This is a genomic window from Ruegeria sp. AA3 (assembly GCF_056542905.1).
Map to the genome: position 1 here is coordinate 151,762 of NZ_JBQGAQ010000006.1, position 21,316 is coordinate 173,077.

Below are 21,316 nucleotides of genomic sequence, written 5' to 3' on the forward strand. Positions count from 1 at the left end.
CATGACCAAGCTGCGCTCGCGTGAGTGGTTCAACAATCCCGATGATCCCGAGATGACGGCTCTTTATCTGGAACGATACCTGAATTACGGGCTGACACTGGAAGAATTGAGGTCAGACCGGCCGATCATCGCGATCGCCCAGACCGGCAGCGACATTTCGCCCTGCAACCGTCATCATCTTGAGCTCGCGCAGCGCACGCGCGAGGCCATTCGAACCGCTGGCGGTATTGCGCTGGAAGTCCCGGTGCATCCGATTCAGGAGACTGGAAAACGCCCAACCGCCATGCTGGACAGGAACTTGGCCTATCTGGGCCTAGTGGAAACACTGTTTGGCTATCCTATTGATGGGGTTGTGCTAACTATTGGATGCGACAAGACAACGCCTGCGCTGTTAATGGCTGCGGCGACCGTGAACGTTCCTGCGATTGCGCTGTCAGTCGGGCCAATGCTAAATGGGTGGTACAAGGGTGAACGGGCCGGGTCGGGAAGTGTTATCTGGCAGGCGCGGCAACAACTGGCGGCTGGTGAAATCGACGCAGAAGAGTTTCTTGAGCTTGCCGCCTCATCCGCCCCTTCAGTTGGCTATTGCAATACAATGGGAACCGCATCCACCATGAACTCGCTCGCCGAGGTGCTGGGTATGCAACTTCCGGGTTCTGCCGCCATTCCCGCGCCGTATCGGGAACGTGGGCAAATGGCCTACTATACCGGTTTGCGCATTGTCGAAATGGTGCGAGAGGATTTGCGTCCGAGCAAGATCATGACCCGCGAAGCGTTCGAGAATGCCATCGTCATCAACTCTGCGCTGGGGGGATCGACCAACGCGCCGATTCACCTGAACGCAATTGCCCGCCATCTGGGTATCGAGTTGACCGATGATGATTGGGAAAGTCTGGGTCACGCCATTCCGCTGTTGGCAAATGTTCAGCCCTCAGGCCAGTATTTGGGTGAGGACTTTTTCCGCGCTGGTGGTGTGCCTGCTGTTGTCGCTGAGCTAATGCGCGCAGGATTGCTGCCGCATCCGGATGTGATCTGCGCCAACGGTAAGACGATCGCCCAAAACAACTCGGGGATTGAGGCCGCAGACCCCGATGTCATTCGCTCGGTGGAAAATCCTCTTTTGCAGGATGCCGGTTTTCTCAATCTGAAGGGCAATCTGTTTGACAGCGCCATTATGAAAACCTCGGTCATAGGTGATGCCTTTCGCCGGCGCTATCTTTGTAATCCAAACGATCCGAACGCGTTTGAAGGGCGCGCCATTGTATTTGACGGGCCAGAGGTATTTCACAAAACCATTGATGATCCGAAACTTGAAATCGATGAAAATTGCATTCTGGTGATACGGGGTGCAGGGCCTATTGGATATCCGGGTGGTGCTGAAGTGGTAAACATGCGACCGCCGTCCTACCTCATCAAACAAGGCGTTCACGCCCTTCCCTGTATCGGAGACGGGCGGCAATCGGGAACATCCGGTTCCGCTTCAATCCTGAACGCGTCGCCCGAGGCAGCCGATGGCGGTGGTCTCGCAATATTGCAGACTGGAGATCGTGTGCGGGTAGATCTGAACAAGCGGACGGTCAATGTATTGATCGCCGATGAAGAATTGGCTGACCGACGAAGGACGCTGGAAAACGCGGGAGGCTTCAAGGCCCCAGCAAGCCAAACCCCATGGCAGCAAATGTTCCGAGACTCTGTCCGACCCTTTTCGGAAGGCATGGTACTAGGTCAAGCACCTAAATTTCAGGACATCGAACGAAAGTTCGCCCTCAGACACAATCACTGATGCAAAGCAATGTTCCGGTAAGGAGTACGGCCGATGAAATCTTTGAAAGTAGCCTGCATCGGTGAAGTCATGATGGAACTGATTGCCACTACCATTCCCGGTACAGCCAGAATCGGAGTTGCGGGTGACGTGCTAAACACAGCGATCTATTTACGCCGCACCTTGCCTGCCAAACACAGTGTCAGTCTTGTCAGTCTGCTGGGAAGCGACCACTTCTCTGACGAAATCTCTCGATTTGTTCAGGCGGAGGGTATTGGCGTCAACGATTTAGGAAGGATCGAAGATCGATTGCCCGGCGCCTATGCTATCTCAACAGATGCATCCGGAGAGCGCAGTTTCCATTACTGGCGCAATCAATCCGCAGCGCGTCTGCTCTTTCAGCAGAATGAACGTCATCCATTTCAGTCCCTTGAAAAATATGACGTTATCTACGCCTCGGCAATCACACTTGCGATCCTCGATGAGAATATCCGCCACGCCTTTCTCGATTGGTTGCCGACCTATCGCACAATGGGTGGAAAGTTTGTTTTCGACAGCAACTATCGCCCGTCTTTGTGGCCATCTAGGTGTGTTGCGCTGACCGCGGTCGAAGCCGCTTGGCGACAATGTGACATTGCCTTACCGTCGTTGGACGATGAGTTGACCCTGTTTGACGAGATGACGGAACATCAAGTTGTCAAACGTTTCCAGACATATGGTATCGGAAATGGGGCTCTGAAACGTGGTCATCGAGGTCCGCGATGCTTGAAAGGCCCGCAACCAGATACGCAGTTTCGAGCGGTGGACAAAGTGGTTGACACAACTTCGGCGGGAGATGGTTTTAATGGTGGTTTTCTGGGCCGTATTCTGCAGACCGGGGATACTAGCGTAGCCATGAAGTACGGGCATTCTCTCGCATCGCAGATCGTGATGCATTCGGGGGCGATTATTCCAAAAGAATCTCAACCGGCTTGAGTTCTCACCTAGAGGTTAAAAAGGCTGTGTCCCTGCAGAACATCAATTGACGGCAATGTCTTGTCAGAAGAACTTGGCTTGAGCGGGGTAGGGGTGCTGCGTAGCATTTGCCCATGACCAATTCTGCCTCTTTCAAGTATTTCAAAAACAGCCCCGAGATCATCCGCCTTGCAGTGATGCTGTACATCCGTTTCCCGCTCTAGCTCCGGAATGTCGAAGATCTGCTGCACGAGCGAGGCATCGACGTGAGCCACGAAACTGTCCGGTATCGGTGGAACCGGTTCGGCCCGATGTTTGCCTCTGAGATCCGAAGAAAGAGGGTTCGACAACTGCGCGCATTCTCCAAATGGAAGTGGCATGTGGATGAGGTTTTCGTGAAGGTGAATGGCAAGCGGCATTATCTTTGGCAGGCCGTTGATCACGAAGGCGAGATGCTGGAAGCCGTTGTTACCAAACGCTGAAACAAAGCTGTAGCACTTAAACTCCTCAAGAAATTGATGAAGCAATACGATAAAGCGGAAAACGTCGTCACGGACCGCTTCACCTCATACACAGTCGCGCTCAGAGAGCTGGGCACCAATGAAAAACAGCAGACCGGCTGGTGACTCAATAACCGCGTCTAGAATTCGCACCTGCCGTTTCAACGACGCGAACGTGCGATGCAACGTTTCAGGCGTATGCGAAGTTTGCAGAAATTCGCCGCCGTCTATTCCACCGTCTACAACCACTTCAACCAGGAAAGATCGCTAGCCAGCCGAGACACCTTCAAGCTGACCCGCGCCGCCGCTCTCGCCGAGTGGGGCGGTCTTTGTGCCGAATAAAGGACAGCTCTACTGGCCTAGCTGAGACTGGTTCGAATTCGTCTAACAGCACCGCCCGATCAGCATGTCGGACTTTTTCTCGTCCGAGATCGAAAGTGAGCAGACAGCGTTCTACGCTGCTGAAGAACTGACCAAGAACGGCAAGGGCGGGCTGTCGCTGTGGCAGGTGGGATCAAACCTGCATGCGCGCGCGATGATGATCTTGCAGGAGACCTATGATTTTGGCGCCGACACAGGGCGGGCGATGTATGGCCACGAGGTGGAAGAGGGCGGCGTCGTGATCTCGGGCCGGGTCGAGATCACGGTGGGCGATCAACGCAAGGATCTGGGGCCGGTCGATGCCTATTACTTCAACAGTCGCACGCCGCAACGGTTCCGGCAGGTCGGCCCCGTAGTCTGCCGGATCATCAGCGCCTGCACACCGCCAACTTTCTGAGCATTTGGAGTGAAAAATAAGCACTATGCATCATAGTGTTGCAGGCCTCGCCGGAATGAGCCACAGTATGATGCATAGTGCGGGAAATTCCTGCATGTCACTTAGGGCGACCGTCGCCCAATTCGGAGAGGACCGGAATGATGAAGAAGCCTGCCACTCTGCCCCGTGGCTATCGTACCTGCACCGCGTCGCTTGCCGTTGGTGACGTACCCGCAGCGCTGCAGTTCTACGAAAGCGCCTTTGGTGCGAAGGTTCAGGCCTGTGACGTGGAAGAGGCTCCGAGATTTGCCACCATCAAGATCGGCAATTCGATGCTGTTTGTCACCGCCGGTTGGGGTGCGCATGGTCCCGCCGTTTCGGGCACGGTCACACCGGTTGGACATCACATGTATGTCGAAGACACTGACGCGACCCTCGCGACCGCGCTGGAAAATGGCGCCCGCCTGATTGCCGAGGCGACCGATACCTATTGGGGTGAACGCTGCTCTACAATCGCCGATCCCTTCGGCCATGTCTGGACGCTTGCGACCCGTATCGAAAACCTCAAGCCGGCGGAGATCAGTGAACGGCGCAAGGCGCTGCTCGACGCCGTACAGACCGAGGCTGCATGAGCGTCGCACCGTTCCCAACATTCACGATCCGTCAAAACGATCTGGCGATTCTTGCTGCTGAAAACCGCATCGGAGACTACCCTGTCGCAGTGCGCACGGCGCGCGAGGTGGTCAGCGGCGGCTTTGCCAATCACTCGACGCATCCCAACACCTGGACGGTGTATTTTCTGGTCGATGGCCAATGGGCGTTGGTCGAATCCACCCGCGGTCTGCGGCGGGAATGGTCCAGCCTGGACCGCCTTGAAAAATGGCTGCGCAGTTGTGGCTTTCGGTTCTTCTGGGTCCGCAACGATATCGATTTTGTGGAAACACTAACAGAGGATGCAGCCGAGGAAGAGGCTCTATGACGCCGGAATCTTCCAAAACAATTGGCCTGAGGACAGCAGGCTTGCGTGAATACACGATTTTGTGTTCCGATGAAGAGCGCCGGATCATAGCGGCGGTCGCAATCGGCGAGAAAATGAGAAGAAACGAAATATGACCCCCTTTGCGATAACCGGAATCCAGATGCATGTCGGCGCGCTGCAGTCGAATGTCGACGCTATGTTGCATCGGATCGACATCATGATGGCTCGGTTCCCCTGGACCCAGATGGCTTTGTTCAGCGAGCTGGCGCCTCATGGTCCGCTCGACCGGTTTGCCCAACCCTTCCCCAATGACGACCTGTCGCGCTTTCAGGACGCGGCGCGGCGTTACGGGATCTGGCTGATCCCTGGCTCGATGTTCGAGAAACGCGAGGATGGGCGGATTTATAACACTTCCGTGGTGATCAACCCGGATGGTGAGATCGTTTCTAAATACTCCAAGATGTTCCCGTTCAAGCCTTATGAACAAAACATCGCCTCAGGCACCGAGTTCTGCATATTCGACGTGCCGGAAGTGGGCCGGTTTGGCCTGTCGATCTGCTATGATATCTGGTTTCCCGAAACAACTCGGCACCTGACTTCTCAGGGGGTTGAGGTTCTTTTGCATCCGGTCCTGACCGGCACAACCGACCGCGAGGCCGAGCTGTCTATCGCCAAGGCGACCGCCGCGCAGTTCCAATGCTATGTGTTCGATGTGAACGGGCTGGCCGCTGGGGGCGTTGGCCGCTCGCTGGTCGTCGACCCATCGGCCACTGTGCTGCACCAATCGGCAGGGCAAGAGGACATCTTCCCCATCGAGATCGATCTGGATCAGGTCCGTCGCCAACGTGAAGTTGGACTGAAAGGTCTGGGGCAGGTTCTCAAGAGTTTCCGTGACCGCGAGGCGGACTTCCCGGTTTATGACCGTACCAGCGGGGCGGATGCTTATCTGCATACGCTGGGCCCACTGCGTATTCCGCAAAAAGGCGACGTTGCAGGTGTCGCTGCATCCGACCCCAGAACGGCGCTGGGATATAACGAAGACGCCGCGACCAAGCCCGACAATCTGTATCTCTACAAAGGGCGCTCCGGCACAGACTGATACCAGCCCAACTTTTCGGTATCGGCAGAAAGGAAAAATTTCATGCACGGCATTTCCGATAGCGAAAAGCTCCACACTATCTCGGACTACTACAGCGCCTCACAGCTGAGAGCAGACCGATGGAGCGCGCTGCGGGAAACGGCCGAATCTCTGGATCAGGGCGGTAGCGAAAAAGATCGGGACCGGGCACGGCAATTGTTGCAGGCGCTGGCCCCGATCGAAGTGTATTTTGCGTTTCCGGGCGGTTCTGCATTCGATTATCTGCGCCGGTTGTTGGATCATGGCAACTTTGGCGATTTTTCAACCGCCGTGCGCCGGGTGTCGCGTGCGCTTACATCGGGGGCGTATCGTCGCCGCTCGATCCCCCTGATCGCGGATGAAACCGAAGGCGATGAGTTCGAGGACGAAGCGGCCCAAAGCCACGAAGCCCGTGCACTGGGTCGGCCTTACTTCGAAGTGATGATCGTCGATAATGTCAACGAGCATCAAGAACGGTTCCTGCAATCCAGCCTGCAACGGATGCGCCGCAGCGAAGACCAGTTCATATATGAAACCGTCGTGGTTCCTAGTGTCGAGGACGCGTTGATCGGGGTTCTGTTCAACCAGAACGTTCAGGCTGTGATCGTCCGCCCGGGCCTGAGCCTGAAATCCAAGAACGAAACCAATGTTTTGGGCCGCTATATCAGCCTCTATGGCGAGGGCGCCGATCTAGATGCGCTGTCGCCCTCGGAATACGGACCAGAAACCTGCCGCCGGATCGGCATGCTTCGTCCCGAGTTGGATGCCTATTTGATCACCGACCGCTCGGCGGAAGATATCGCCGGTCTTGATCTCGGCCTGTGCCGGCGGGTGTTCTACAATCAGGAAGACTTTCTGGAACTGCACCTGAACATTCTGCGGGGGGTGCAAAGAAGGTACAAGACGCCGTTCTTCACAGCGCTCAAGGAATACTCCAAACAGCCCACAGGCGTGTTTCACGCAATGCCAATTAGCCGGGGTAAATCCATCAGCCGCAGCCATTGGATTCAGGACATGGGGGCGTTCTACGGATCGAACATCTTCATGGCTGAAACTTCTGCCACCTCGGGTGGGCTGGATTCGCTGCTGGAACCCAAAGGTCCGATAAAGGAGGCGCAAGAAGCCGCCGCTCGCGCATTTGGATCTAAACAGACCTTCTTTGCCACCAACGGAACATCGACCTGCAACAAGATCGTGGTGCAGGCGCTAGTCCGGCCCGGTGACATCGTGCTGGTCGACCGTGACTGCCATAAATCACACCATTACGGTATGGTGCTGGCGGGGGCGAGCGTGGTCTACATGGACAGCTATCCGCTGCACGATTACTCGATGTACGGTGCGGTACCGATCCGTGAAATCAAACATAAACTGCTGGCCCTGCGCGCTGAAGGCAAACTGGACCGGGTGCGCATGGTGCTGCTGACCAACTGCACCTTTGACGGCATCGTCTATAACGTCCAGCGGGTGATGCAGGAATGTCTGGCGATCAAGAAAGACCTTGTGTTCCTGTGGGATGAGGCGTGGTTTGGTTACGCCCGCTTTGCGCCCAATACCCGCGTACGCACCGCGATGCGTTCGGCCAATATTCTGCGAGAAGAGTTCCGCACCACCGAACACGCCGAGGCCTATGCGGCACAGCAAAAGGAACTGGAGGGCAAGGGAGATGACGCGTGGCTCGATACGCGCCTGATCGCACCACCGGACGCACGGGTGCGGGTCTATGCCACGCAATCAACGCATAAAACGCTGACCGCGCTACGGCAGGGCTCGATGATCCACGTCAACGACCAGCAGTTCAAAGGTGCTGTCGAAGAAGCCTTTCATGAAGCTTATATGACCCACACCTCGACCTCGCCCAACTACCAGATCATTGCATCGCTGGACGTGGGCCGCAGGCAGGTCGAGATCGAAGGGTATGAGTTCGTCCAGCGACAGGTCGAAAGCGCCATGGCAATCCGCCGGGCGGTTACAACGCATCCATTGCTCAAGAAATACTTCCGGCTGGTCACCGCAGGCGACATGATCCCCGAACAGTACCGCGAAAGCGGCATGACCAGCTATTTCGATCCCGATCAGGGCTGGGCCGATGTCTGGGATTGCTGGGCTAAGGATGAATTCGTTCTCGATGCGACGCGGATCACCCTGCATGTGGGCGCGACCGGCTGGGATGGCGATACGTTCAAGACCAAGATCCTGATGGATAAATACGGCATCCAGATCAACAAGACATCGCGTAATACCGTGCTGTTCATGACCAACATAGGCACCACGCGCAGTTCCGTCGCCTATCTGATCGAAGTGCTGGTCGAGATCGCCAAGGAACTCGACGATCTGATGGACGATGCGTCCAAGATGGAAAAACGGGCCTTTGAGAAGCGCGTCAGGAACCTGAGCGAACACGTCCCGCCGCTGCCCGATTTCAGCCGGTTCCACGATGCGTTCCGCTGTGAAAAAGGCACTGAGGCAGGCGACATCCGCACAGCGTTTTTCTTGTCTTATGACGAAGACAACTGCGACTATGTCGAGCCCGACAAAGACATGCTGAACCGGCTTGAAACAGGGGAAGAGATGGTCTCGGCCACATTTGTGATCCCTTATCCGCCGGGCTTTCCCATTCTTGTGCCGGGGCAGGTGATCAGTCCTGAAATCCTTAAATTCATGCAGGAACTGGACGTCTCGGAAATCCATGGATTCCGCGCCGATCTGGGCCTGCGCATATTTACCGAAGACGCTTTGAAAACAATCAAGAAATCATAAGGGACTGGGAGGACCATATGCCAAAGAAGGTGCTGAAAAACATCTCGGAAATCCGCCGGTATTTTCATACCAACAAGGACCCGATCTATTTTGTATCGGCGACCAATTTCAACTTGTTGGGGCTGGATGAATGGGTGATGAACTTTACCTATATCTGCTACATGGATTGCTTCGACGGTCGACACCCGAACGTGTTCGTGCCTTCCGAGATGCCGCATGACGAATTCCAGTCGATCGAAGACATCAATAACTATCTGTTGCAGCACAAAGAGGTCATTGATCTGATCAAACGGCGCGGCGGCAAGCCCAAGTTTGTCTTCTTGATGTTTGACGAAACCACCGAGGCGCTGGTTAAGGAGTTGGGTGGCCAGCTATGGTTTCCTAAGGCAAAGCTGCGCACCAAATGCGACAACAAGATCGAAACAGTTCGCATCGGCAATAAGGCGGGTGTACCTTCGGTGCCAAACACCCTGAGTGTGGTCAAAAGCTACGATCACCTGCGGAAAATCTGCGACAAGGCGGGTCTGGGCCACGATCTGGTGCTGCAATCGGCCTTTGGCGACAGTGGCCACACGACTTTTTTCATCAAGTCCGAGACCGATTTCAAAAAGCATGAGCACGAGATCGTCGGGGAAGGCGAGATCAAGATCATGAAACGGATCGATTGTCGCGGTGCAGCGATCGAGGCCTGTGCGACGTCCGAAGGCACCATCGTCGGCCCACTGATGACCGAGCTTGTGGGCTTTAAGGAACTCACCCCCTATCGCGGCGGCTGGTGCGGGAATGAGATTTTCTCGACGGCCTTCCCACCCAAGGCCCGCGAACAAGCGCGGCAGTTGACCTTCCAGTTCGGAGAAGAAATGCGCAAATCCGGTTATCGCGGGTATTTCGAGCTTGACTTCCTGATCGACAAGAAAACCGATGAGCTTTGGTTAGGCGAATTGAACCCCCGCATCACCGGCGCCAGTTCGATGACCAACCACGCAGCCTTTGCTCATGCCGATGCGCCACTGTTCCTGTTCCACCTGCTGGAGTTTTCGAAGAAACCGTTCGAACTGGATGTCGAGGAACTGAATGCCCGCTGGGCTGACCCGGACATGATCGACAGTTGGTCACAGATGGTGATCAAACATACCGATGACAGTGTCGACCGCATCACGCAGGCCCCGCAATCGGGGATCTACAAGATGCTGGAAGACGGGCGTGTGGTGTTTGACCGGTTCGACTATCACCGCCGCGCCGTGGGCGAGAATGAGGCGTTTTTCCTGCGTATCTCGAATGTTGGCGATTACCGCTATGAAGGGGCTGATCTGGGCATTCTGGTGACGCGCGGGCGGTCGATGACCAAAGGTTTCAAACTGACTGACAAGTCGAAAAAGTGGATCCATGGGATCACTTCGGCTTATACGGCTGAACCTCTGCCCGCGGCGCAACCGATGGAAGACCCCGCGTTCAAAATCATGTAGAAAGTCCTATGACGCTTGTTTTTCGTTCCATCGACGAGGCGCAGCCCGGTCCTAAGCTGGCCGGGCTGTTTGCCGAATACTGGCCCGCTTACCGCAAATGGTGGGCGCAAGAGGGGTATTCGGCCCGCCCCACCTATCGTGAATGCCTGCGCGCCCTGCAAAAACATATGCCCGAGATCATGCCGCTGTATGAAGAGGTAGTTGAACTGGTCGGCGGCAGCGACAGCCAAGCGCGGTTTCTCAGCTTTTACTGCCCGCCGAAATACCTGTCGGGGTGCAGTCAGGCGGTCTGGCGCGGCAAGACACCTATTCTGGTGCGAAACTATGATTACCACCCCAAGACCTTCGATGCCGCCTTGCTTAGAACCCGCTGGGGTGAGCGTGGCGTGATCGGGATGAGTGATGGCGTACTTGGCCTGCTCGACGGGATAAACGATGCCGGTCTGACAGTGTCGCTGACATTTGGCGGACGGCGCGAGGTGGGTGATGGGTTCGGCGTTCCACTGATCCTGCGCTATGTTCTGCAAACCTGCGAAACAACCGCTGAAGCGGTTGAATGCCTAAGTCGTATTCCCTGCCACATGAGCTATAACGTCACCGTATTGGACGCAAAGTACAATCATGGCACGGTGTTTCTGGCCCCCGACCGGCATCCGCAAATCTCTGACGTGCCGGTGGCGACCAACCACCAGGGCCAGGTCGAATGGTCGAAACATGCACGCTTTACCGCTACGCTTGAGCGGGAACGGTTCCTGCTGAACCGTCTCAACCAGCACCCCGAAAGCGAAAAGCGGTTTATCGACGCTTTCCTGCGTCCGCCTCTCTATTCCACGGCATTCAGCTCGGGGTTCGGAACGCTCTATACTGCTGTCTACCGACCAGCAACAAAGCAATTGCAACTGGTATGGCCAGGGACGAGCTGGGATCTGTCGTTTAGTAACTTCAGCGAAGGAAAGGTCAGCCTGATGTTGCCGAAGGCGGAGACTGAGTTCAGATACTAGCCCGGGGCTTGTCAGAAGAACTTTGCTTGAGCGGGGCAGGGCGGTTGCGTGGCTTTTGTCCATGACCAGGCCTGCTTCTTTCAAGTACTTCAAAACCAGCCCCGAGATCATCCGCCTTGCGGTGATGCTGTACATCCGCTTCCCGCTCTCGCTTCGGAATGTCGAAGACTTGTTGCACGAGCGAGGCATCGACGTGAGCCACGAAACTGTCCGGTATCGGTGGAACAGGTTCGGGCCGATGTTTGCATTAGAGATCCGAAGAAAACGGGTTCAGCAACTCCGAGCCTTTTCAAAATGGAAGTGGTAAGTGGATGAGGTTTTTGTAAAGGTGAATGGCAAGCGGCATTATCTTTGGCGGGCCGTAGATCACGAAGGCGAAGTGTTGGAAGCAGTTGTCACCAAACGTCGAAACAAAGCTGCAGCACTGAAATTCCTCAGGAAATTGATGAAGCGACACGGTAAAGCGGTAAACGTCGTCACGGGCCGTTTCGCATCGTACCGGGCCGCTCTCACAGAGCTTGGTGCTAACGAAAAACAGCAGACGGGCAGGTGGCTCAAAAACCGCGTCGAGAATTCACATCTTCCTTTCCTACGATGCGAACGCGCGATGCGGCGTTTCAAGCGCATGCGAGATCGGCAGAAGTCGCTGCCGTTCATTCCTTTGTCTAGAACCACATCAATTGGGAAAGATCGCTGGCCAACTGGGGTGTATTCAAATTGACGCGCACGGCCGCTCATACCGGATCGCGCGATCTACGCGTTTTCAAGGTACAGCCCTATTGGTCTATCTGAGGCTGGTTCGAATCTGGCTGACGCACCCGCATGCTTGCAGGACTTGTCCACATTTTTGTTGACAGCCAGTCCGGTACTCGGGCAGCGTTTTGGGCATGGAAAAGAGTAAGAGCGGCCAAACATGGCGCACATCATGATTGCAAAACTGGGACGCCGGGAAACCGGCTGTGATCTGGTCGTCTAAACTGACGCTGGTAATGAACCGATTTGGCTTTTGCTGGACCGGGCATCCTCAACTCTTCTGCCTCTCCTGATATTCTGGTTTTTCTAGATGCACAACAAGAACGGGTTGCGCCTTGCCGTTGATATTGGCGGTACATTTACCGATACGGTTTTGGTCGATGGGCAAGGTCATATCCTTGCCACTGCCAAAACACCGACCACCCCGAAAAACCCGACACTTGGGGCGCTTGCGGGTGCTAAGTACGTGTTGGACAAAACCGGGGCGGACTGGCCTCAGATCAGCGGCTTTATCCATGGCACGACACTGGCCACCAATGCGTTGATCGAGCGCCGTGGAGCAGTTGTGGCGACTGTGACGAGCGAAGGGTTTCGCGACATTCTCGAGATCGCCTATGAGCGCCGCTACAACCAATATGAGATCAATCTTGTTAAACCTGATCTGATCGTGCCGCGTGCGCGCGCTTTTACGATTAAAGGCCGAATGGACTCGCGCGGGCTGGAGTTACAGCCGTTCGATGATGGGGCTGTTTCCCAACTGGCTGAAGAGCTTTCTGCTTGCGGCGCTGAGGCCGTGGCCATTTGCCTTATGCATGCCTATGCCAACCCGACACATGAGTTGCGGCTGCGTGAACTTCTGCTGGCGGCGATACCCGATCTAACGATTTCGCTATCGCACGAGGTCAGCCCCGAGGCGCGCGAGTTCGACCGGCTCTCAACTACCATAGCCAACGCTTATATCCAGCCTCAGATGGAAAGCTACCTGGCCGATTTCCAAGCGCGGTTTAGCGATGAGGGGTTGCGATGCCCGATCCTGATGATGACTGCGGGTGGGGGCATGACCACGATGCAAACCGCCGCGCGCCTGCCGATCCGACTTGTAGAATCCGGTCCTGCGGGGGGCGCCATTCTGGCTGCGCGCATCGCCGCCGAGACCGGCGAGCGCGAAGTGCTGAGTTTCGACATGGGCGGTACGACTGCCAAGCTGTGCCTGATCGACCAATATCGCCCGCAGACAGCCCGAAAATTCGAAATCGCGCGTGCGGCGCGTTTCATCAAGGGTTCGGGTATGCCTGTACGTATTCCGGTGATCGAAATGATCGAGATTGGAGCAGGTGGCGGTTCGATCGCGCATGTGGATCGGTTAGGCCGCTTGCAGGTCGGGCCCGAAAGTGCGGGATCCGAGCCCGGACCCGCCGCCTTTGCCAAGGGTGGAACCAATCCGACGGTAACAGATGCTGATGTGGTGCAGGGGCTGATTGAACCGGGGCGTTTTGCTGAGGGACGGCTTGGGATCGATACGGACGCGGCTGAAACTGCGCTTGCGTCGGGGATCGGGCAGGCGCTGGAGCTAAACAGCGCACAGGTCGCCCATGGGGTCAGCGAGATCGTGGATGAGAACATGGCTGCCGCAGGGCGGATGCATGCGGTGGAATCTGGCAAGGATCTGGGCGCTCGGTTGATGATCGCTTTTGGTGGCAATGGCCCCCTGCACGCCACAAGGGTGGCGCGGCGTGCACAAGTCGATCGCATTCTGGTCCCGCGTGATCCAGGGGTAGGTTCGGCGGTGGGGTTCCTATTTGCTCCGGTCTCGTTTGAAATCATCCGCTCGCGCTATAGCACCCTTGAGGCGCTCGACCTTGAGGGGCTTAATGCCTTCTTCGACGCAATGATCAGTGAGGCTGAGGCCGTTGTGAGGGCTGGCGCACCAGAAGGGCGACTAACCCGGCAAAGGCAGGCTTTCATGCGCTATCACGGGCAAGGGCACGAGATTGAAATCACGCTACCTGACCGGGCCTTGAAAGAGGCGGACATTCCTGCACTTCGCAAGACGTTCGAGGAGGAATACAGCCACCAATTCAGCCGCGCAGTGCCAGGCATGACTATCGAGGTTCTGAATTGGGCGCTGGAGGTCACGTCAGCGCCACCCGCGCTGGAGCATTACCCCGAGACGCTTGAGAAAAAGCCTGCGCGGCCAGATGGGCAGCGGCGCATCCTGTGTGATGTCACCGGTGAGTGGCGCGAGGCGGAGATCCACGAGCGCGCAGCGCTCAGGCCCGGCGACCAAGTGAGCGGGCCTGCCCTGATTATCGAGCCGCAGACCACGACATTCGTCAGCGCAGATTTCTCAGCCCATTTGGATGGCGGCAGTAACATTTGGCTCATACGCAAACGGGAGGGCAACCGATGAGCACGTCGAATACTCGCCTGCAGGTCATGTGGAATCGGCTATTGGCCGTGGTAGAGGAACAGGGTCAGGCGCTGATACGCGCAGCTTTCAGCCCCATCGTGCGCGAATGCGGTGACATTTCCGCTGGCATATTCGATCTACAGGGTCGAATGCTGGCTCAGGCCGTGACCGGCACGCCAGGCCATATCAACACCATGGCTGAAGCAGTCAAAGCACTGCGCGGCCGCTTTCAGCTTCAGGATATGAGGCCCGGCGACATTTACTTAACGAATGATCCGTGGATAGCCTCTGGGCACCTGAACGATTTCCTGTTGATGATGCCGGTGTTTTTTCGGGATCAGGTGATCGGGTTTACCTCCTGCACCTCGCATTTAGTCGATCTGGGCGGGCTGGGAATGGGGCCAGAGGGCGCTGACATCTTTGACGAGGGGCTGCTCATTCCTCCTTGTAAGCTAGTGGATACGGGCAATCTAAACACACTTCTGATGGAGATAGTCAAAGCCAACTCTCGCGAACCCGTCGCCAATGAAGGCGATATCTATGCGCTGATCGCGTGTTGCGAGACTGGTGCCGCGCGACTTGCCAGCATGATGGATGAGTTCGGTATCGACCATCTGGACGAACTAGCCGACTACATCATTGATACTTCATATCGTGGCACCGTTGAGGCCATTGCCGAACTTCCCGAAGGGACGTGGCACACTATGCTGAAGGTAGACGGGTATGAGCAGGAGATTGATCTTCATGCGACCCTGACCATCGGTGAAGATTACGTTAATCTGGATTTCAGCGGCACTTCCGGCCTGTCAAAAAAGGGTATCAACGTGCCGCTCAATTACGCCACCGCATATTCGGTGTTTGCCCTTCGCTGTATTATCGGGCCGGACATTCCCAACAATGCGGGCTCGCTTGAGGCATTCCACGTTACGGGGCCAAAGAACTGTATTCTGAACGCCCAAGCACCCGCACCGGTCGCCATGCGCCATACACTGGGGCAGATGACACCCGATTTGGTCTATGGCTGCCTGTCGCAGGCGCTGCCGGATTCTGTCCCGGCCGAGGGGGCATCATGCATGTATGACCTGCCGCTGCGCCATACACCCGAGGCGGTGTCTCGCGGGGATGAGCAGTTTGCGCTGGAGCTTGTATTCAGCGGTGGAACCGGGGCGCGGCCTGATCTGGATGGGCTCTCGGCTACCGCCTTTCCGTCGGGTGTCTGGGGAAGTCAGGTGGAAACGACCGAAGCGGTCGCGCCTGTCCTGATCACACGGCGCGAGCTCATTCCGGACAGCGGCGGACCCGGGCGAACACGCGGCGGCTTAGGTCAACATATCGAAGTACGCTCGTCGCAGGACGAAGAATTCATGGTGTTTCTTTCGGTCGAGCGTGTCTTAAACCCTGCGCGCGGGCGTCAGGGAGGGGGTCCTGGCGCACCGGGGCGCATCCGCATCGGCCATGACGGACCAGATCTGCCTGGAAAAGGTGAGGTTCGAGTGAAGGCAGGAGAAAACTTGCTTTTCGAAACACCGGGTGGTGGCGGTTTTGGAGATCCGCATGAGCGTAGTCGGAACGACGTTCGCCGCGATCTGGACGAAGGACTGATCAGTCAAGAAGCTGCGCGCGATATCTATGGGTACAAACCATGATCCGTTCGGTTGGGCATATATCCGCGATGTCACCTTATGCGCTGGCTCAGCTTGATGCACCGAAGGGGAAGCCCCTGATTTCGCTCTCTCAAAATGAAAGCCTACGCCCTCCCAGTCCCCTCGCGATTGACGCGGCCGCAAAAGCGCTGGAAGCCGGAAATCTCTACCCCGACCCAGACTGGGGGGAGCTTCGCGCAGCGTTGTCGTGGCTCCATGGTATCCCTGCCGATGGCATCCTGTGTGGCTGTGGCTCGATGGAGCTGATCTCATGCATCACACAAGCGTTTGCGGATGAGCACAATTCGGTGCTGGCCCCGGCGCATGCCTACCCGTTTTTCCGAACTGCCGCGCAGATAGCACGAGCGCGCTATGACGACGCTCCGGAAGAAGACAAGCGCGTTTCAGTCGATGCGTTGCTTGCAGCTATCCGGGACGACACCCGTATCGTCTTCGTTGCCAATCCCGGCAATCCTACTGGCACCCGCATCCCGCGCGCCGAACTGGTACGTCTGCGCGAAGGCTTGCCGCGCGATACCCTACTGGTGGTCGACGAAGCATATGCCGAGTTCACAGATCATATAAGAGAGCCCGTGTTCGATCTGGTCGAACGCGGCGATACGGTGGTTCTGCGTACCTTCTCTAAGGCGTATGGTCTGGCCGGGATGCGCGTAGGTTGGGGCTTGTTTCCACTTGAAATCGCCCGAGAGCTTCGCAAGGTGATGAACCCCAACAACATCACGATAGCCAGCCAGGCGGCTGCAAAAGCTGCGCTCTTGGATCAAGGATATATGCGCGAAACCTGTCGGGAAACGGCGAGATTGCGCGACGGATTGCGCCAACGGCTGCTTCAGGCCGGGCTAAATGTGCCTGAAAGTTTTACCAATTTCGTCCTGATCCATATGGAAAGCCCTGAAGCGGCGCACCACGCCGATCATGCCCTTCGGGCAGAGGGCGTGTTTTTGCGCCCGCAAGCCGGAGCTGGGCTTGCCGATTGCCTACGTGTAACCATCGGTGTCGCGGATCAAATCGACATTGCTGTGAGCCTTCTGGAGCGCCTGGTAAAGGAGGGATTATCATGACGAATTCTCGTGGGCGTGCCCGATTCGGTGTTCTGGTGCCTTTCACCAATACAAATCTCGAACCCGACATGACACTGTTGCGCCCCGATGGCGTGTCGATGCATTTCGCCCGTATGGGGGGCTATGATCAGGACAAGGTCCCCGATGCAGACCAGATGCACGGGCTGGGCGCAGCGGATTTGGACGAGTCGCTGCATCTGTTGCAGGGTGTACGTCCGGATGTGATCCTTTATGGCTGTACCTCGGCTACGCTTACGCACGGCCCGGTATTTGACCGAGGGCTTTCTGAACGGATCAAAGCCACGAGTGGTGCCCAAACTGTGACGGCGGCAGGCGCTTTGGTACACGCGCTGACCACACTGGGGGTGGGGCGTATCGGCTTTGCCTCGCCCTATGTGCCTGCGATCAATGACATGGCCGTCGGATTTTTGGCACAAATGGGTGTTGAAACCTTGATCCGCTCAGAGGTGGACAGTGATTTGGACAACTACGGACAGGGCGAACTGGACCCGCAGGCGGTGTTCGATTTGGGCCTTGCCGCCAACCATCCCGAGGCCGATGCGATTGTGCTGTCTTGCACTGACATGCGCAGCGTCGAGATCATCGCCCATTTAGAGCAAGCTGTGGGCAAACCAGTAATCACGTCTAATCAAGCAATGGCTTTCCGTGCGATGCAGCTTGCTGGAATCGGCGAGGCCTTGCCGGGGTTCGGTCAGCTTTTGGAAAGAGAGCGGCTATGAGTTTTGACCGGGTCGCTGAGCTCTCGCTCGCATGCCAGGACATGCTGCGAGGTGCTCTCAACTTGGGCGTAACGCTGCTGATCGACACGGTTCGCATGGTAGCCGCTGCAACAGGTGTGATGGCAGGGCGAGTCACTGTGGATTGTGCCTTTGCCACTCGCGGCACCGCGAAAGATGCCAGGGCGGTTGATGCGGCCTGAGACCAAATTTAGTGAAATGGAACAGCATGTCCGTGCTCTCGTGGAGGAAAACCATGTCTGACACCCCGCGTATCATTCTGCACAACAGCGACACGGCACCGCTTGCCGAAAGCTTGTGCGCCGCATTCCCAAAAGCAGATTATCGTGAATGCAACAGCTATGAGGGTCTTCCTACGCTGATCGACAGCTATAAGCCCGAGGTCGTCTATTCGGTTCGTTTCGCGGGCACGCCTGGCTATCCGCGCGACGCGCTGTTTGGCCCGCAAGGCCCAAGTTGGATTGCCAATGGCGGGGCGGGTACTGATCATTACGGCCAGTGGGACCCTCAGAGGACTATCGTGACCAATGCTGCGGGTGTGGCCGCTGGGATGATGGCGGAATATATCTTTGGCGGGTTTTTGCATTTTACCCTGGATGTGCCTGGTCTGCAGAAAGACAAGGCTGCGCGGCACTGGAACGCGCGTACGGTCAGGCCGTTGGCGGGCAAAACACTCCTGATCATCGGGCTGGGTCATACCGGTCAGGCGATGGCGGCGCGCGCCAAGGCCTTTGGAATGAAAGTCTTGGGAACCCGTGCCCGCCCCAAGCCGATGAAAAATGTCGATGAGGTGCACGCAGCGGATGAACTGCATGACCTTCTGCCATTTGCGGATTTCATTGCAGTCTCGACCCCACTAATTCCAGCGACACGTGGCTTGATCGGTGCGCGAGAGATTGCGGCGATGAAGCAAGGCGTCATCCTCGCGGATGTTTCACGCGGCGGTGTAGTGGATCAAGCTGCCCTTCACGTAGCACTGAGTGCAGGTCATGTGGCGGCGGCGGTACTGGACGTGTTCGAAACCGAGCCTCTTCCCGAAACAAGCCCGCTCTGGGCTCTTGAGAACGTGGTCATCTCACCGCATTGCTCATCGGTTTATGCCGAATGGGAACAGGCTTCTTTTGAGCTGTTTATTCAGAACCTGGATCGCTGGATACGCGGCGAGAGATTGGTCAATATCGTGAACCCTGTGCGTGGATACTAAAGAAAATGACCTGACCTGTAGCCTGTTTGGTTCGGAGCGCATGTTTTCTTCAGGATCAAATTTCAAGCCAAGCCGAATAGCGACTCTTTCCAAGCGGCGCGGTTTCTGCACGGCACAAGGGACAATCATCGGAATCGGTCTGGCAGCTTCAACATAAGTGTTTGTGATGCTGCCAGCTGTTTCGGCGGGGTGATTTGGTGTCTGGCTTGGATTGCAGGCGTCACATCATCAACGCTTTTTCAACAAGCGCCTGTTTGTCCGGATATTGGGACACGTCTACACCGTGCTCAGCCAGCGCGTCGCTTAGCTCTTGCGTGCTCAAGTTTTCGATTGCGGCGGTCGTCATTCTCAGGAAGTTTATCCGGCGCTTTAGCTGTCCGTTCGTTTCACCAAAAATGTGCCGATCCTGGAAGGCGAATTCTTCGGCGTATTTTGTCATGAAGTATGACAGGAACGTGTTGAGGCTGATCCGCACGCGTGGATCATCAGTGAGCAGGTCCGCAGAGGCATCCAACGTCTGTCTCATCAGGTTGGCCCAGCGTTCTGCCCCCTTGTCATTCATCAGAGCAATAGCGTTATGCGCGTGATGAAAGTTCAACCGAAACTCAGCGCCGTGGTAATAGGGGCCACCCCCCATGACATCGATCCACATGGATGCCTGGGTCGCAACATGGTGGTGCAATCCCCCAACCCTTTCGAAGACGGATGTGAACCAAGGCTCATCGGCAAACACGCGTTCATAGAATCTGGTGACTACGCCAACAATTGCATCTTGTCCCAAGACAGAGAATAGCTGCCAGAACTGAATCGGCTTTGAGGTGTCGCCCGGTGCAGTTAGCGAAACAACCTCTGCCATGCGGTGGGCGTCAGCGGGCAGCAGTCCATTTTCGATCGCAGCTGTGATATATGCCTGCTGAACGCGCTCACTCATATACCCGTGGCTCGTTGGAAATTTCGGAAGGTCGACACGTGTCATCAGTTTATGTCCTGGCAGTCTCTTGTCGGGAGGTGAATTGTGGGGCATTCAGCCGATCCTATCGCCCGAACGCCTTGCGATACTTCGAAATAAAAAGGTCTTTTCCCTTCATCTGGCGCGTGACCCAATCGCCAACAGTCGCAAATAGCCAGCTGTTCCCGATTTTGGGACCAAGGGGCAATAAGATCGGGGCTTTTTTCCATGGCACATATGGCTTTAGACCCTCGATCGCCTGGCCTTTCAGTGCTTGTTTCAAGGTTTTGATCAGCCACGGATTCTGTCGGGATATTGCCACAATGGTCATACCGTCACCGATATCGGCAATGTCTCCTGCGATGAAGACGTTCGGGTGCTTGGAAGGGCGTAACCAATTGTCGGTTTGAATCCGGCCAGAAGGTGCCGTGGCGACCCCGGAAAGCGTTTGCGCCAAAGCCGTATTTGGCCTGGATCCGATCACAGGAAACACCAGATCAGCACTAATCACCCGGCCATCGGTCAATTTGACCGACCCGGCATAGGGTCTGTCCAAGTGTAGCAAGTTTTCCGCTCTTTGGCCCAGAACGATGTTCACACCGGCGCGTTCCAGCTTGCGTTTCAACTGCGCGCCCAACTTTGCCGGGTACATTGGAAACAAAGTGTTATCTGAAGAAACCAATGTTATGTCCTTGTCGGGTTGAGCTGCGGCGATTTCCCCTGCCAACTCGGTGCCGACCGCACCTGCTCCGATGATGACAACCGACTTTGCTGACGCCAATTGCAAACTAACCTCAGCACTCGCCTCGCAAAAATCCTTAATGCTGTTGCCTTCAGGTTTGAAAGGCGCAGCATAGGACGAACCTGTCGCCAGGACGATGTAATCGGCGGGATAGATGGTTCCGTCTTCTAATGTAATTTCGGATTGTGTAACCCTTGAGGCCCGACCGCGAATGACGCGTCCATGCATCAGCAAACGATCATAGGGCAGAATGATTTGATCCAACAATTCGGGCTGCAAAAGTGCACGAATGGTCGCTGGTGGCTGCACAAAGGCTTCGCGCTGCTCGATCAGCGTGACATCAGCGTATCCATCCAGTGCTTTGGCGACCTCAAAGCCAACATATCCACCGCCGACAATCACGACTTTCTTCTGGGTCATCTTCTTCCTCGTTGCGTTCCGTAAGTCTGAGGCGTAGTTAAAAATACAAGATCAAAACGACA

General features: G+C 56.2%; 17 protein-coding genes and 2 pseudogenes. 17 read left to right on the forward strand and 2 right to left on the reverse strand.

All coding sequences use genetic code 11. The features are described from left to right. The first annotated feature begins 1 nt into the window (after window position 1). From ACR0JR_RS12505 to ACR0JR_RS12585, 17 genes and pseudogenes are all read left to right on the forward strand, one after another. The gene (locus ACR0JR_RS12505) at window positions 2-1,783 is read left to right on the forward strand and encodes an IlvD/Edd family dehydratase (RefSeq protein WP_480456418.1); all 1,782 of its coding nucleotides are present in this window, start codon (window positions 2-4) and stop codon (window positions 1,781-1,783) included. Between the two features lie 33 nt (window positions 1,784-1,816). Beyond that, window positions 1,817-2,737: a sugar kinase gene (locus ACR0JR_RS12510; protein WP_480456419.1), complete on the forward strand. Its 921-nt coding sequence runs from the start codon at window positions 1,817-1,819 to the stop codon at window positions 2,735-2,737. A 113-nt stretch (window positions 2,738-2,850) separates the two neighbouring features. Beyond that, window positions 2,851-3,558 (forward strand): annotated as a pseudogene (locus tag ACR0JR_RS12515) (IS6 family transposase). A gap of 64 nt (window positions 3,559-3,622) precedes the next feature. Continuing rightward, entirely contained in the window at window positions 3,623-3,994 is a 372-nt protein-coding gene (locus ACR0JR_RS12520) for a cupin domain-containing protein (protein ID WP_480456420.1), read from the forward strand. 137 nt (window positions 3,995-4,131) lie between these two features. Next, window positions 4,132-4,605, forward strand: a complete 474-nt coding sequence (locus ACR0JR_RS12525; RefSeq protein ID WP_480456421.1) for a VOC family protein — start codon at window positions 4,132-4,134, stop codon at window positions 4,603-4,605. Further along, window positions 4,602-4,952: a hypothetical protein gene (locus tag ACR0JR_RS12530; RefSeq protein WP_170477177.1), complete on the forward strand. Its 351-nt coding sequence runs from the start codon at window positions 4,602-4,604 to the stop codon at window positions 4,950-4,952. Before ACR0JR_RS12525 ends, ACR0JR_RS12530 begins: the two co-directional genes overlap by 4 nt. A 130-nt stretch (window positions 4,953-5,082) precedes the next feature. Continuing rightward, window positions 5,083-6,051, forward strand: coding sequence for a carbon-nitrogen hydrolase family protein (locus ACR0JR_RS12535; protein ID WP_170780550.1), 969 nt, complete (start codon window positions 5,083-5,085; stop codon window positions 6,049-6,051). Window positions 6,052-6,093: 42 nt separating this feature from the next. Beyond that, window positions 6,094-8,826: an aminotransferase class I/II-fold pyridoxal phosphate-dependent enzyme gene (locus ACR0JR_RS12540; protein ID WP_480456422.1), complete on the forward strand. Its 2,733-nt coding sequence runs from the start codon at window positions 6,094-6,096 to the stop codon at window positions 8,824-8,826. Window positions 8,827-8,843: 17 nt separating this feature from the next. Beyond that, window positions 8,844-10,292, forward strand: coding sequence for a biotin carboxylase (locus ACR0JR_RS12545; RefSeq protein ID WP_480456423.1), 1,449 nt, complete (start codon window positions 8,844-8,846; stop codon window positions 10,290-10,292). A gap of 8 nt (window positions 10,293-10,300) precedes the next feature. Beyond that, on the forward strand, window positions 10,301-11,293 hold the full coding sequence (locus ACR0JR_RS12550) for a C45 family autoproteolytic acyltransferase/hydolase (protein ID WP_480456424.1): 993 nt from the start codon (window positions 10,301-10,303) through the stop codon (window positions 11,291-11,293). A gap of 61 nt (window positions 11,294-11,354) precedes the next feature. Continuing rightward, window positions 11,355-12,085, forward strand: a pseudogene (locus ACR0JR_RS12555) (IS6 family transposase). Between the two features lie 271 nt (window positions 12,086-12,356). Further along, window positions 12,357-14,456, forward strand: a complete 2,100-nt coding sequence (locus tag ACR0JR_RS12560; RefSeq protein WP_480456425.1) for a hydantoinase/oxoprolinase family protein — start codon at window positions 12,357-12,359, stop codon at window positions 14,454-14,456. Continuing rightward, complete coding sequence (locus ACR0JR_RS12565) at window positions 14,453-16,102, forward strand: hydantoinase B/oxoprolinase family protein (RefSeq protein ID WP_480456427.1); 1,650 nt, start codon at window positions 14,453-14,455, stop codon at window positions 16,100-16,102. Before ACR0JR_RS12560 ends, ACR0JR_RS12565 begins: the two co-directional genes overlap by 4 nt. Continuing rightward, the gene (locus tag ACR0JR_RS12570) at window positions 16,099-17,181 is read left to right on the forward strand and encodes a pyridoxal phosphate-dependent aminotransferase (protein ID WP_480456428.1); all 1,083 of its coding nucleotides are present in this window, start codon (window positions 16,099-16,101) and stop codon (window positions 17,179-17,181) included. Before ACR0JR_RS12565 ends, ACR0JR_RS12570 begins: the two co-directional genes overlap by 4 nt. Continuing rightward, entirely contained in the window at window positions 17,178-17,921 is a 744-nt protein-coding gene (locus tag ACR0JR_RS12575; protein WP_480456429.1) for a maleate cis-trans isomerase family protein, read from the forward strand. The genes ACR0JR_RS12570 and ACR0JR_RS12575 overlap by 4 nt, the downstream gene beginning before the upstream one ends. Next, window positions 17,918-18,121, forward strand: a complete 204-nt coding sequence (locus tag ACR0JR_RS12580; protein WP_170477150.1) for a hypothetical protein — start codon at window positions 17,918-17,920, stop codon at window positions 18,119-18,121. Before ACR0JR_RS12575 ends, ACR0JR_RS12580 begins: the two co-directional genes overlap by 4 nt. A gap of 53 nt (window positions 18,122-18,174) precedes the next feature. Next, on the forward strand, window positions 18,175-19,143 hold the full coding sequence (locus ACR0JR_RS12585) for a D-2-hydroxyacid dehydrogenase (protein WP_480456430.1): 969 nt from the start codon (window positions 18,175-18,177) through the stop codon (window positions 19,141-19,143). Window positions 19,144-19,363: 220 nt separating this feature from the next. On the opposite strand, the gene ACR0JR_RS12590 is transcribed toward ACR0JR_RS12585, so the two are convergent. Continuing rightward, window positions 19,364-20,119 (reverse strand): truncated hemoglobin, encoded by a 756-nt coding sequence (locus ACR0JR_RS12590; RefSeq protein ID WP_480456431.1) that lies wholly within the window; start codon window positions 20,117-20,119, stop codon window positions 19,364-19,366. Between the two features lie 58 nt (window positions 20,120-20,177). Next, window positions 20,178-21,299: an NAD(P)/FAD-dependent oxidoreductase gene (locus ACR0JR_RS12595; protein WP_480456525.1), complete on the reverse strand. Its 1,122-nt coding sequence runs from the start codon at window positions 21,297-21,299 to the stop codon at window positions 20,178-20,180. Window positions 21,300-21,316: the final 17 nt, after the last annotated feature.